This is a genomic window from Sulfitobacter pacificus (genome assembly GCF_030159975.1).
Classification (GTDB): domain Bacteria; phylum Pseudomonadota; class Alphaproteobacteria; order Rhodobacterales; family Rhodobacteraceae; genus Sulfitobacter; species Sulfitobacter pacificus.
Genome location: NZ_BSNL01000001.1, coordinates 742670 through 755449, shown reverse-complemented (window position 1 = coordinate 755449; position 12780 = coordinate 742670). Strand labels below are relative to the sequence as shown.

The 12780-nt window shown below is 57.6% G+C and carries 9 protein-coding genes; 4 read left to right on the top strand and 5 right to left on the bottom strand.

Annotation, left to right across the window (positions count from 1 at the left end):
* Nucleotides 1-2: 2 nt before the first annotated feature.
* From QQL78_RS03785 to QQL78_RS03765, 5 genes are all read right to left on the bottom strand, one after another.
* Nucleotides 3-557, bottom strand: coding sequence for a pyridoxamine 5'-phosphate oxidase family protein (locus QQL78_RS03785; RefSeq protein ID WP_284370719.1), 555 nt, complete (start codon nt 555-557; stop codon nt 3-5).
* Nucleotides 550-1590 (bottom strand): lipocalin-like domain-containing protein, encoded by a 1041-nt coding sequence (locus tag QQL78_RS03780; protein WP_284370717.1) that lies wholly within the window; start codon nt 1588-1590, stop codon nt 550-552. Before QQL78_RS03780 ends, QQL78_RS03785 begins: the two co-directional genes overlap by 8 nt.
* Nucleotides 1580-3955, bottom strand: a complete 2376-nt coding sequence (locus QQL78_RS03775; RefSeq protein WP_284370715.1) for an FtsX-like permease family protein — start codon at nt 3953-3955, stop codon at nt 1580-1582. Before QQL78_RS03775 ends, QQL78_RS03780 begins: the two co-directional genes overlap by 11 nt.
* Nucleotides 3952-4608, bottom strand: coding sequence for an ABC transporter ATP-binding protein (locus QQL78_RS03770; protein WP_284370713.1), 657 nt, complete (start codon nt 4606-4608; stop codon nt 3952-3954). Before QQL78_RS03770 ends, QQL78_RS03775 begins: the two co-directional genes overlap by 4 nt.
* Before the next feature lie 111 nt (nt 4609-4719).
* Nucleotides 4720-5274, bottom strand: coding sequence for a cupin domain-containing protein (locus tag QQL78_RS03765; RefSeq protein ID WP_284370711.1), 555 nt, complete (start codon nt 5272-5274; stop codon nt 4720-4722).
* 231 nt (nt 5275-5505) lie between these two features.
* On the opposite strand from QQL78_RS03765, the gene gabT reads away from it, so the two are divergent.
* The 4 genes from gabT to QQL78_RS03745 all read left to right on the top strand — a co-directional run bounded on the left by gabT (nt 5506) and on the right by QQL78_RS03745 (nt 12780).
* The gene (gene gabT, locus QQL78_RS03760) at nt 5506-6906 is read left to right on the top strand and encodes a 4-aminobutyrate--2-oxoglutarate transaminase (protein WP_284370709.1); all 1401 of its coding nucleotides are present in this window, start codon (nt 5506-5508) and stop codon (nt 6904-6906) included.
* 623 nt (nt 6907-7529) lie between these two features.
* Complete coding sequence (locus QQL78_RS03755; protein WP_284370707.1) at nt 7530-8504, top strand: carbon-nitrogen hydrolase family protein; 975 nt, start codon at nt 7530-7532, stop codon at nt 8502-8504.
* 62 nt (nt 8505-8566) lie between these two features.
* A complete protein-coding gene (locus QQL78_RS03750; protein ID WP_284370706.1) occupies nt 8567-11308 on the top strand; it encodes an aminotransferase class I/II-fold pyridoxal phosphate-dependent enzyme in 2742 nt (913 codons plus the stop codon).
* A gap of 14 nt (nt 11309-11322) precedes the next feature.
* Nucleotides 11323-12780 (top strand): biotin carboxylase, encoded by a 1458-nt coding sequence (locus tag QQL78_RS03745; RefSeq protein WP_284370703.1) that lies wholly within the window; start codon nt 11323-11325, stop codon nt 12778-12780.

Genomic DNA, 12780 nt, shown 5'->3' with positions numbered 1-12780 from the left:
GTTCATGGGGCCAGCCACCGACCTTGCCAGCCATCCTGCGCTGCAAACACCGCGCGGCGGTGACGTACATCCAGATGCACCAAATCCATCTGCGTCAATTGACATTTCAACACCGCAAACCGGCTGCGATCTGCGGGTTTTTCATAGGCATGGACCTCTGCAATCGGCGTGCCCGGTACAGGCTGCGTGCCATAGGACACGCGCGCGGTAACGGGCACCTGTGCCCAAGCTGCGTCAACCTGCGCTCCGGTCAAAATCTCGACCCGCGCGGTCAACCTGATCTGCAGGTCTGCGGCAGGCAGCCAGATGTGCAATGCCGCCATCGGGGTGTGACGCAGGGCCGTGACCTTATCTGTCTCAATATCCGTATGCACCTCAACCAACGCAGCCGTACGATCCGCACCGCGCAAGACCACTGTCCGCGCTTGCGGCACACTGTCCGGCCCCACCGTGGCAAAGGTGGGATAGCGCGCTGGCGAAGTGCCATCTGCAACCCCCTGTGCCAGATGCGCCCAGGCATCATTCCAAAATGCCTTCAGATCATTTGGATCACTCATAACCCGTCATCTCCAAATATCCTGTGCCACTGTGACTGCCACGAAATGTGACCGGCCCCTCCCAATAGGGGATCGACAGGCCCATCCAGGCATCCCGGTTCAGTGCCGACACCGTCACATCCACCCCGCGTTCGGGCAGTTTCACCTGCCATTCAACCGGCACCTCACGCCCCGCAACCTGATGACTTTCCAAGGGTTTCGCTGTAAATGCCCCCGCAGGCATATTGCTTGTTGTGCCGTCCGGTGCAATCCAGGTGGAGGCGCTATATCCCTCGCCATCCGACTGGCGCAGCTGGAATCCCATCAGCTTGGCCCCATCATCAAACGACATGGAAAACCAATCCCAACCGGTTTGCGTCTCGCCCAAAGGTTGCGAAGACCATTCGCGGTCCAGCCATGCAGAGCCGGTGACAGCCACCTTGCCCTCGGGCAAGTTCAGGCTGCCAGCGATGTCGAAAAACGGCTGGGAATAATAGTAGCTCGCCTGCCCCTGCTGTGACTTGACGGAGTAACCGTCTGCCCCGTGAAACACCAATGGACCTTTGGCGCTCAACATCATGTCGTAGGCAAAATCCGGGCCGGAGGCCGTCAGTGTCATCGCGTCGAAATCCGCCCCCTTCATGGCCCATTCATCAATCCACGCATGAAACGGTGCCGCCTCTACCCCCGCTTGCCCAATCCCGCCACGGGCAAAACGTTCACTGGCAAAATGCGCATCCGGCGTGGTGACCGCTGCATGGGCAAACCACACCTGAGGAGAGCGCCAGCCCACTGCCTCTCCCGGTGCAAGTGCGGTGCGAAACAGGGTCCATTGCAACCCATAGGGCGTGCCATCCGGCCCTGTCAGATTGGCCGTCAGATACCACCATTCGATGCGATACTCGGGGTGGGGGCCGTGTTCCCTGGGAAAGCTAAAAACCGGATCCGGCGCTGGTGCCGCAAAACCTTTTACATCCGCGCCAAGGCCAGAAAAACCCTGCGCCCAAAGGGTCACCGGAAACAGACAAAGGAAGACAAACAGCCTAACGTTCATTGGCAAAAACCTTTAGCAAAGCGGAGGGCGGTTTGCGCATCAGGCGCATTGCCGGCCACAGGGCGGCCAATACCGCCGCGATCAGCGCATAGGTGCCCAGCCAGAAATATTCGACCGGGAACAGATACATGGGCAGTTGCCAGCCAAAAGCCTCTACATTGATAATGCTGAGCAGAACCCAAGCGAGGGCCAGCCCCAAGGGCACCGCACAGAGAAACACCAGCGTGGCCAGCGCCACGGCGCGCAGCACCTCAAGCCAGCCCAACATCCGCCGCGTCAGCCCCAAGGCCCAGACCGGGGCAAGCTGCGGCACACGCAGATCGGCCAAAGTCAGCAGGCTCATCAAAATCGCGAAACCGGCAACCATCAGGGTCAGCGCGTTCAGCGCGGCGGTGACGGTGAATGTTCGCTCAAACACCTGCATCGACAGCGCCTTGATCGCCGCCTGATCGGTGATCGCATTGGGTGCAATGCCAAGCGCCTGCGTCAGATCCTGGCGCAAGGCCGCCGGGTCCGCGCTGCGTATGCCAAAGCGCAGCGGCACCAGCGATGGATGCAGCCTTTCAAACAGCGATTGCGCAATCACAACCTGCCCGTTGGGATTGCCGTAATCGCCGACAACCGCTGCAATGGGCAAGGTCAGTCTTGCGTCAATCTCGACATCATCACCCACCCACAACCCCGCACGGCGGGCCAGTTGTTCATTCACCACCACCGCCTGCCCTGCCGCAACCGCATCCCATGGCTGTGTCACCGCCGCCAGAAACACCCAGTTGTCACGATAGGTGGGCCCAACCCGGACACTATATAATTCGGTCGGGCGACCGGTGATGCGTGTTTGCACCGACATCAGTGGCAGCGCCTCAATGGCCTTTGCATCCAGATAGGACAGCAGCGCGGCACTTTCCTCCGCGGTTTCAACCTGCACAAACAACTCCGGCGCAAGCCGTTGATCAAGAAAGCCAATAAAGGTCAGCCTGAAACTCGATACCATGGTCGACACACCGATATTGGCCGCGACCGCCAGCAACAGCGCCATCAGGGCAAGGCTCAGCCCCGGCAATTGCTGCCGCGTATCGGCCCAGAACCATTGCCACAACGGGGCGCGGGCGCGGGTCTCGCATATAGATAGCATCAGGGCGGTGACAACGGGCAGCGCAAGGGCGGCCCCGATCAACAGACAGCCCAGCAAGGCAAAGCCCGCGATCAACCCTTTGCCGAATATGGCCAGAAGCAGCGCTGCGCCCAGCAGGACCATGGCCCCCTGTGTCTGAAACCGGAACCGCGCGGCCGAGGCCATGACCCAAGCACGTGGGCGCACACTGGCCAGCAAGGGCATATGGCTGATCTGCCAGATCCGCCCTGCCAATGCGATGGCGGTGCCAAGCAGCGCTATCAACAGCCCCGACAGCCACCATTCGACGCGGATGTGCAGCTTGCCGGAAATTTCTGCCCCATAAAGCCCGCGCAGGGTGGCGGCGACATCGGGCAGCAAAAGCGCCGCGATAAGATAGCCCGCAATCACCCCCAGCGCCGCACCAATGGCGGCCAATGTCATCATCTCAACCGCAATCATCGTGAGCAACAGGCGCAAAGGCACGCCCAAAGAGCGCAGCGTGCGGATCATCCCCCGACGCTGTTCAAACGCAAGGCCGATGGTGCTGTGCACAATAAACAGACCCACGGCAAAGCTGAGCAAGCCAAAGGCGGTGAGGTTCAGATGGAAACTATCGGTCAATTGCCCGATGTCCGCCCCTTGCGCTGCGGCTTGCAGACGCAGCTCCGGGGCGACACTGGACAGATCCGGCCTGCCAAGCGGTTGATCTGGCAGAACGATCAGGCGGGACAGATCATTGCGGTTCAACAGGGTTTGCACGGTGCCAATGTCGGCGATGCCAATGCCCGGTGCAATGCTGGCATCCACGGTGACCGTCAGATCCGCTTGCAAACGCTCTGCGGTCTGTGGATTCACAAACACCTGTTCCGCACCAGCGGCACCCACTGTCAAAAGCCGTTCCGGTTGCAGCCCACCAAGCCCGCCGGGGGTGGTGACGGGATCAACCCCGATGATGCGCAGCCCATGAAGCCGCCCCTCGATCACCGGCGAGACCAGCCAGCCAGCCCGCCTGAGCGTGATATACGTCTCCTGCGGAATGCGACTGCCTTGCCGTGGCACCAACTGGTCAAACTGCCCCTCGCCCAGAGTTGCGGCGGCGTTGTCATAACTCGCGCGGGCCTCTGCGTTGATCGCCTGCACACCGGACCATAAGGCAGTGGCCAGCGCCAATCCCGCGAGATAGGCAAACAGCTGGATCGGGTTGCGCCGCCAATGCGACAAAAGCGCCGAAAAACAGGCCCCTATCATGCCAGCAGGCCGCTTTTCAGATGCAAGCGGCGCTGCATGCGGGCGGCGATGGCTGGCGAATGGGTCACCAACATCAGCCCGGCCCCGGTCTGCGTGACAAGATCCAGCATCTGTTCCAGCACCTCTTCTGCTGTGCCCTCATCCAGATTCCCCGTGGGTTCATCCGCCAGCAAGAGTTTCGGTTTGGCGGCAAGCGCGCGGGCAATCGCCACACGCTGTTGTTGCCCCCCGGACAGGGTTTCGGGGTAGGCGTTCAAATGATCCGCCAACCCCAAGGCTGCGCTGACTTGGGCGATGTGGCTGGCATCCCCCCGCCCGGCAAGGCGCGCCTGAAACGCAATATTGGCGGTAACTGTCAGCGAGGGGATGAGGTTAAATTGTTGAAAAACCAATGCGATATCGGTACGGCGCAGCTGCGCAAGGGCACCGTCTTCCATCGGGCCAAGGTTTTGACCTGCAACCTTGACAGTGCCGCTGTCGAACGCCTCCAGCCCGGCGGCCACATGCAAAAGCGTGCTTTTGCCACTGCCGGATTCCCCGGTCAGCGCCAATGTCTGCCCCGCCGCCAGATCAAAGCTGACCCCGCGCAGCACTGGCACTGGCCCGTCATTGCTTGGAAATGATTTCTCGACCTTGTCGAATTCTAACAGCATGGCCATCTCCCGTGACCCTCAGATTTAGCGGATCGTGGCAGGATTGACAGCAGCTTGCCCGAAATTGACCAATGTGACGCGGGCATGGCAAGCTGCCGCGTGGGACGCGACCTAAAAACTTGGCGGCGTGCAGGCGCTGATGATCTTGCAAGGGGCATCACTGATATTGCGGAACCTGTGTGGCAAGCGGCTGTCAAACAGGTACCCCTCACCAGCCCGCAGCACCCTGACCTGATCCGCGACAGTGATTTCGATTTCGCCCGCCGTTACAATCCCAGCTTCTTCACCCGCATGGGTCAGTAATTCTGGCCCGGTATCTGCCTGCGGCGGATAGGTTTCATCCAAAACCTGCAACGAATGTGTGCTGGCGTCGCCAAGCTGGCGCAAAGACACCCCCTGCACCCCCGATTGCGGGGCGATTTCGACAAATTCTTCCGCTTTGTAGAAATAGGTGGGCTGGGTTTCTTCTTCGATATTGGCGAAAAATTCGGCGATGCTCATGGGAATCGCGTCCAGCAAGCTTTTGAGGGAGGCAACCGAGGGGCTGGTCTTGTTCTGTTCAATGAGCGAAATCGTGCCATTGGTCAAACCTGCCCGCGCAGCCAGCTCGCGTTGCGACAACCCCTGCGCCTTGCGCAATTCCTGTAGTCTTTTCCCAATGTTCACAAGGCTTTCCCTCATTGGTTCGTTTTTTTGGTTTCGCCGCTTCTCTAACGCATCTTGAACTTGGTCAAAAGCCAAATGGGCGCTTTCGGGAAATTGTAACAATTGACAGCTGCGGCAGGCCACTGTTGTGTATTGACAGCTATAATAAACGCACTATGAGAATTTTAAACACCCCCACCAATGGAATCATCCTTGGGGGCTTTCATGTTCTGATGCCGTAGGAGCCTCGCCATGTCGAACACTGTAAAGAAGAAGTCCCGCAAGGCCACAACCAAAGCCAAAACAAAGCCAGTGATGTCAGTTGTACCGGACGTTGCCGTTACCACAACAACCGGCAAAAGCAACGCAGAGCTGATCGCCCGCCGTGAAGCTGCGGTTGCGCGTGGTGTTGCATCTGCTGCGCCGGTCTTTGCGGATCACGCAGAGAATGCGGAGCTTTGGGACGTCGAAGGCAACCGTTATGTAGATTTCGCCGGTGGTATCGCGGTTCTGAACACCGGGCACCGTCACCCCAAAGTGATTGCAGCCGCCAAGGCGCAGGAAGATCATTATACACACACCAGCTTTCAGGTTGTGCCCTATGAACCCTATGTCGCGCTGGCGGAAAAGCTGAACGCGCTGGCACCGGGTGATCACGCCAAGAAATCCCTGTTGGTCACCACTGGTGCGGAAGCGGTTGAGAATGCGGTAAAGATCGCGCGCGCGGCCACGGGCCGTCCCGGTGTTATCGCCTTTACCGGTGGTTATCACGGCCGCACGCTACTGACGCTGGGCATGACCGGCAAAGTATCGCCTTACAAAAAAGACGTGGGGCCCTTCCCGTCAGACATCTTCCGTGCGCCCTTCCCTTCCCAGCGTGACGGTATCACCGTTCAGGACGCCCTGACCGGCCTGCAAAATCTGTTCCTGACAGATGCGCAGCCAGAGCGTATCGCCTGTATCATCATCGAACCCGTTTTGGGCGAAGGCGGCTATACACCAGTGCCTTTCGAGATGCTGACCGCCCTGCGCGAGATCTGTGACCAGCATGGTATCATGTTGATTGCAGACGAAATTCAGGCGGGCTTTGGCCGGACTGGCACATGGTTTGCAATTGAACATTCCGGCGTGGTGCCGGATTTGATCACTGTGGCAAAATCTATGGCCGGCGGTTACCCGATTGCGGGCGTGATTGGCCGTGCCGAGGTGATGGATGCGGTTATTCCGGGCGGTTTGGGCGGCACCTATGGTGGCAACCCTGTCGCATGTGCTGCGGCTCTGGCGGCCATTGAGGCAATCGAAGAAGAGGACCTGCTGGCCCGCTCCACTGCTTTGGGTCAGACCTTCCGCGACCGGTTTGCCGAAATCGGTGCCCGTGTGGCCCCTTTCCGCATGTGGGACATTCGCGGGTTGGGTGCGATGCTGGCGGTCGAATTTGTGACCGATTTTGAAACAGCAACACCGGATGCGGCCCTGACCAAAGCGGTTGTGGCACATGCTTTGCAGCGTGGTTTGATCCTCTTGGCCTGTGGCATGCATGGCAACGCCCTGCGGATCATGGTGCCGCTGACCGCATCGGATGCCATCATCGACGAAGGCATCGCAATCTTTGAGGCGGCATTGGCCGCCGCGATTGCTGAACAGCAGGTCTGAGCCACGTCATTGACGTAATATCTGGGGCGGTCCGAATTGGGCCGCCCTTTCTCGTTCCAGCCCCTGCCACCACATGACCTAGCGTCAATCACCAGATAACATTGGCAATTCTCGATTCTCTCCCCCTATATTGGGTGGGTGCAGCAATGCGCGAAGGCAGCGCAACAGCAGCGCAGCCGCCGAATTCATCCCAAAAATTAAGCGCCTTGATAATAATATTAAACATATTTGCTTGAAATTGACATTTTCAGTTGCAAGCATCGCAGTGAGTCGTCAGGCTTCCTAATACCGCTGCTTTCTGGTGTTGGCAGCTTGACCGTCACAAAGAGGGCGGATGCGTTGTTCACCCAACACGCCCACCAGACAGTCGCGAGCAAAAGTCTGTGTCGCCAAAAAGTGACTCTGCGCAACCGATTGTAAAGGCAGCGAAACGGGGGGGGAATGACAGAAGTAGTGCCAAGAACACCATGCCGCGCGCGCTGGTTTCCGCCCGCTTTGCATTATGGGCGCACGGGACCTATTTCACCTGTTTCCGTCCGGGCCATAAGGGCATAAAGGATGCGTAACGCAGAGATATTGACGGCCCCCATGGGACGCCTCTGCTTTTACGGAGCTTCCTTGATATGACCCCTTTTGCAATTGCCGGCGTCCAGATGTACGTCAACGCCCTTCACCCCAATGTCGAAGGCATGCTGCAGCGCCTTGATGTGCTGATGATGCGCTTTCCCTGGACGCAGATGGTGTTGTTCAGCGAACTTGCCCCCTTTGGCCCGCTTGAGGAATTCAAGCTGCCGCCGGAAAATGATATCATCGACAAATTCTGCGAGGCCGCCAGACGTCACAAGATCTGGCTAATCCCCGGATCGATGTTCCTGACAGACCCTGATGACGGGCTGGTGCGCAACACCTCGCTGGTGATCAACCCGGATGGCGATGTGATCCGCCGCTATGCCAAGATGTTCCCCTTCCTGCCTTATGAGGCAGGCGTTGCGGCAGGCACTGATTTCTGTGTGTTTGACGTGCCGGAGGTGGGGCGCTTTGGCCTGTCGATCTGTTATGACATGTGGTTCCCCGAAACCACGCGGCAACTGACGTCGCAGGGCGTGGAAGTGTTACTGCACCCGGTGCTGACCGGCACCACAGACCGCGACGCAGAGCTGGCGATTGCCCGCGCGACCGCTGCGCAATTCCAGTGCTACGTCATTGATGTCAACGGCCTGGGTGCGGGCGGTGTCGGCCGGTCCTGCATTGTTGATCCGACCTCGCTGGTGCTGCACCAGTCACAGGGCCAGGAAGACATGTTCCCGATTGAAATTGACCTCTCGATGGTCCGCCGTCAGCGCGAAACCGGCATGAAAGGTCTGGGTCAGGTTCTGAAGTCCTTCCGCGACCGTCCGGCAGATTTTTCAGTTTATGATCGAAATAGTGGCGTCGACAGCTATCTGAACACTTTGGGCCCTCTGGCAGTGCCACAACAAGGGTCACGTGCAGGCTTGCATGTGGACCTGCCGGCAACGGCAGAGGCCGAACTAAACGATCGCGAACCCAAACTAGGGATCGGGATTTCGCCTGTCATGGGCAAAACAACAGGAAGCTGAGCAGAGGATTTGTAGCACAAGCTACGGACCATCTGTATCGGCTCATATAGGGAGTACGACCGATGGATTCCGTCAGCGATTACTATTCCGCGACTCAATTGCGCGCCGACCGGTGGAGTGCCTTGCGCGAAAGCGTGATTTCACTCTGCCGGGAGGGCAACAGCCGGAAGGTGGCGGCACTTAAAAAGAAAATCGAAGAGCTGTTTGACTCGCTGGCGCTGATCGAACCCTATTGGGCCTTTCCCGGCATGGCTGCTTTTGACCACATGCGCCGGCAGTTTGAATACGGCCATTTCGACGACCTGTCCTTTACCACCAATCGTGTAAAACGGGCGCTGACAACCGGGGCCTATCGGCGGCGTACCATTCCGCTGGACCGCGACAGTTCCGATGACGAGGAACATAACGACGAGGCCATGCTGTCCCCAGAAGCCCGCGCCATGGCCCGCCCCTATTTCGAGGTGTTGATCGTTGACAATGTGAACGACCAGCAGGACCGCTGGCTGAAAAGCAATGTCTCGCGTATGCGCCGCCCGGAAGATCCCTTCCATTACGAAGCTGTGGTGGTGCCCAGCCTTGAAGATGCGCTGATCGCAGTGCTGTTCAACCACAATATTCAGGCGATTGTGGTGCGCCCCGGCTTGGTGCTGAAATCAAAGAACGACAATGAAATTCTGGCGAAATACATCCACAATGCCAGCCACACAGATTCAATCGACACGATGATGCCCGAAGATTACGGCCCCGAATTGTGCCGGTTGATCGCGCGTGTACGCCCCGAGCTGGATGCCTATCTGGTCACCGAACGGTCAGTCGAAGACATTGCGGGCCTTGATCTGGGGATTTGCCGGCGGGTTTTCTATAACCAAGAAGACTTTATGGAGCTGCACCTGAACATCCTGCGCGGGGTGGCAGCGCGGAACAAAACCCCGTTCTTCACCGCACTTGTTGAGTATTCCAAACAGCCCACCGGTGTGTTTCACGCAATGCCGATCAGCCGTGGCAAATCCATCACCCGCTCGCATTGGATTCAGGACATGGGCGCGTTTTACGGGCCGAACATCTTCCTTGCGGAAACCTCTGCCACCTCCGGCGGATTGGATTCATTGCTGGAACCGCATGGTCCGATCAAAGAGGCACAGGAGCTGGCCAGCCGCGCCTTCGGGTCGAAACAAACCTTCTTTGCCACCAATGGTACCTCGACCTGTAACAAGATCGTTGTGCAGGCGGTGGTACGCCCCGGTGATATCGTACTGGTCGATCGTGACTGCCATAAATCGCATCACTACGGCATGGTGCTGGCGGGGGCCGAGGTGGTCTATCTCGACAGCTACCCGCTGAATGAATATTCGATGTATGGTGCAGTGCCGCTGCGCGAGATCAAACATCAGCTGCTGGCGCTCAAAGCGGCAGGCAAGCTGGATCGTGTGCGGATGCTGCTGCTGACCAACTGCACCTTTGACGGGCTGGTCTATAATGTAGAACGGGTGATGGAGGAATGCCTGGCGATCAAGCCGGATCTTGTATTCCTTTGGGATGAAGCATGGTTTGCCTTTGCCCGTTTCAGCCCCACCTACCGCCAACGCACCGGCATGCGCACAGCCAATAACCTGCGCAAACGTCTGCGCACAGAGGAACACCAACGCGACTATGAATTGCAGCAGCTTGAGCTGGAAGGTGCGTCAGACGAGACCATGCTCAACACCCGGCTGATAGCCCCGCCCGATGCACGGATCAGGGTCTATGCCACGCAATCGACCCACAAAACCCTGACCTCGCTCAGGCAAGGCTCGATGATCCATGTGAACGATCAGGACTTTAAAGGCGAAGTCGAACAATCGTTTCACGAGGCCTATATGACGCACACGTCAACCTCACCGAACTATCAGATCATTGCCTCGCTTGATGTGGGCCGTCGGCAGGTCGAACTGGAAGGCTTTGAGTTTGTCCAGCGCCAGATCGAAGCGGCAATGTCGATGCGCAAGGCAATCAGCAGCCACCCGATGCTGCAAAAATACTTCAGGGTGCTGACCGCTGGCGACATGATCCCTGAACACCACCGACAAAGCGGCGTGTCCAGCTACTTCGACAACGATCAGGGCTGGACCGACATGTGGGACTGCTGGGAGCAGGACGATTTTGTGCTGGACGCCACAAGGGTCACGCTGGCGGTGGGTGGCACCGGATGGGATGGCGATACCTTCAAGACCCAAATTTTGATGGATAAATACGGCATCCAGATCAACAAGACCTCGCGCAATACGGTCCTGTTCATGACCAATATTGGCACGACACGCTCCTCTGTTGCTTATCTGATCGAGGTGCTGGTCGAGATCGCCAATGAGCTGGACGAACTGCTTGACGATGCCTCTAAGATGGAGCGCCTGTCGTTTGATCGCAGGGTGAAGAACCTCACCGAAAACTATCCGCCCCTGCCCGATTTCAGCCGCTTTCATGATGCCTTCCGTCCCGACGACGTGACACCGGAAGGAGATATGCGCACCGCTTATTATCTCAGCTACAACGAGGCGAATTGCGACTATCTGGAACTGGAGGGTTCGCTGCAGGAAGCACTGGATGCCGATCAGGAGGTGGTCTCGGCCGGGTTCATCATCCCCTACCCCCCCGGTTTCCCGATCCTCGTGCCGGGACAAGTTGTCAGCAAGGAAATCCTCGCCTTCATGCGGGCCTTGGATGTCAGCGAAATTCACGGATACCGCGCCGATCTGGGGCTGCGTGTCTTTACGCCGGAAGCTTTGGAAAGCGTCCAAAGCCCGAAAAAACTTAAACCTGCCGCCGAATAAGAAAAGGAAAAATTATGCCAACAGTTCTCAAAAATATCTCGGAAATCCGCCGGTTTTTTCACCGCAACGAAGATCCGGTCTACTTCATCTCGGCGACCAACTTTAACCTTTTGGGCCTCGATGAATGGGTAAAGAACTTTAAATATATCTGTTACATCGACTGTTACGGCGGCAAACATCCAAACGTTTTCTGCCCGTCTGAACAACCCCATGCGGAATTCCAGTCGATTGAAGACATCAACAATTACCTGCTTCAGCACAAGGAAGTCATCGACTTCATCAAACGCCGTGGCGGCAAGCCCAAGTTTGTTTTCCTGATGTTCGACGAAGAAACCGAACGTCTGTCCAAGGAACTTGGCGCGGATGTCTGGTTCCCCAAGGCCAAGCTGCGTTCCAGCATGGACAACAAAATCGAAACCGTGCGCATCGGCAATAAGGCGGGTGTGCCTTCAGTGCCCAACGTGCTGGCCGAGGTGAAGGATTACGCAGACCTGCAAAAAACCTGCGAGAAAGCCGGCATTGGTCATGATCTGGTGCTGCAATCGGCCTTTGGCGATTCAGGGCATACAACCTTCTTTATCAAATCAGAGGCCGACTTCCGCCGTCACGAACACGAGATTGTCGGCGAGGGCGAGATCAAGATCATGAAGCGGATCGATTGCCGCGGTTCAGCGATCGAGGCCTGTGCCACCAAGGAAGGCACCATTGTTGGCCCGCTGATGACCGAACTTGTGGGCTTCAAGGAATTGACCCCCTATCGCGGTGGCTGGTGTGGCAATGAAATCCTGTCTACCGCCTTTCCACCCAAGGTCCGCCAGAAAGCGCGCGAGCTGACGTTTAAATTCGGTGAACAACTGCGCAAAGAAGGCTATCGCGGGTATTTCGAACTCGACTTCCTTATTGATAAAAAGACCGGCGATATCTGGCTGGGCGAGCTAAACCCACGCATCACCGGCGCGTCCTCGATGACAAACCACGCCGCTTTCGCCCATGCGGATGCACCGCTGTTCCTGTTCCACCTGCTGGAGTTCTCGAAGAAGAAATTCGACCTTGATACATCGGAGCTGAACGACCGCTGGGCAGATCCCAATATGATCGACAGCTGGTCACAGATGGTGATCAAACATACCGAGGACAGTGTTGATATCTGCACCGAATCCCCGGAAACCGGCATCTACAAAATGCTGGAAGACGGCAGCGTGGTCTATGACCGTTTTGACTATCACCGCCGCGCTGTTGAATCCGAAAACGAGGCCTTCTTCCTGCGCATCCTGCAACCGGGGGATTATCGCTACGAAGGGGCTGACATCGGCATTCTGGTGACACGGGGACGTTCAATGACGAAATCTTTCCAGTTGAACGAGCGGGCGAAAAAGTGGATCCACGGCATCAAGAAAACCGTTGAAGGCAAACCCCTGCCTGCGGCAAATGCGGGTCCGGTGCTGGCGGACCCCGCTTTCAAGATCCTGTAA

Bases quoted from the DNA above. Each gene is read 5' to 3' on its own strand.
- QQL78_RS03785 (WP_284370719.1), bottom strand. From the start codon at position 557: ATGAGTGATCCAAATGATCTGAAGGCATTTTGGAATGATGCCTGGGCG.
- QQL78_RS03780 (WP_284370717.1), bottom strand. From the start codon at position 1,590: ATGAACGTTAGGCTGTTTGTCTTCCTTTGTCTGTTTCCGGTGACCCTT.
- QQL78_RS03775 (WP_284370715.1), bottom strand. From the start codon at position 3,955: ATGATAGGGGCCTGTTTTTCGGCGCTTTTGTCGCATTGGCGGCGCAAC.
- QQL78_RS03770 (WP_284370713.1), bottom strand. From the start codon at position 4,608: ATGCTGTTAGAATTCGACAAGGTCGAGAAATCATTTCCAAGCAATGAC.
- gabT (WP_284370709.1), top strand. From the start codon at position 5,506: ATGTCGAACACTGTAAAGAAGAAGTCCCGCAAGGCCACAACCAAAGCC.
- QQL78_RS03755 (WP_284370707.1), top strand. From the start codon at position 7,530: ATGACCCCTTTTGCAATTGCCGGCGTCCAGATGTACGTCAACGCCCTT.
- QQL78_RS03750 (WP_284370706.1), top strand. From the start codon at position 8,567: ATGGATTCCGTCAGCGATTACTATTCCGCGACTCAATTGCGCGCCGAC.
- QQL78_RS03745 (WP_284370703.1), top strand. From the start codon at position 11,323: ATGCCAACAGTTCTCAAAAATATCTCGGAAATCCGCCGGTTTTTTCAC.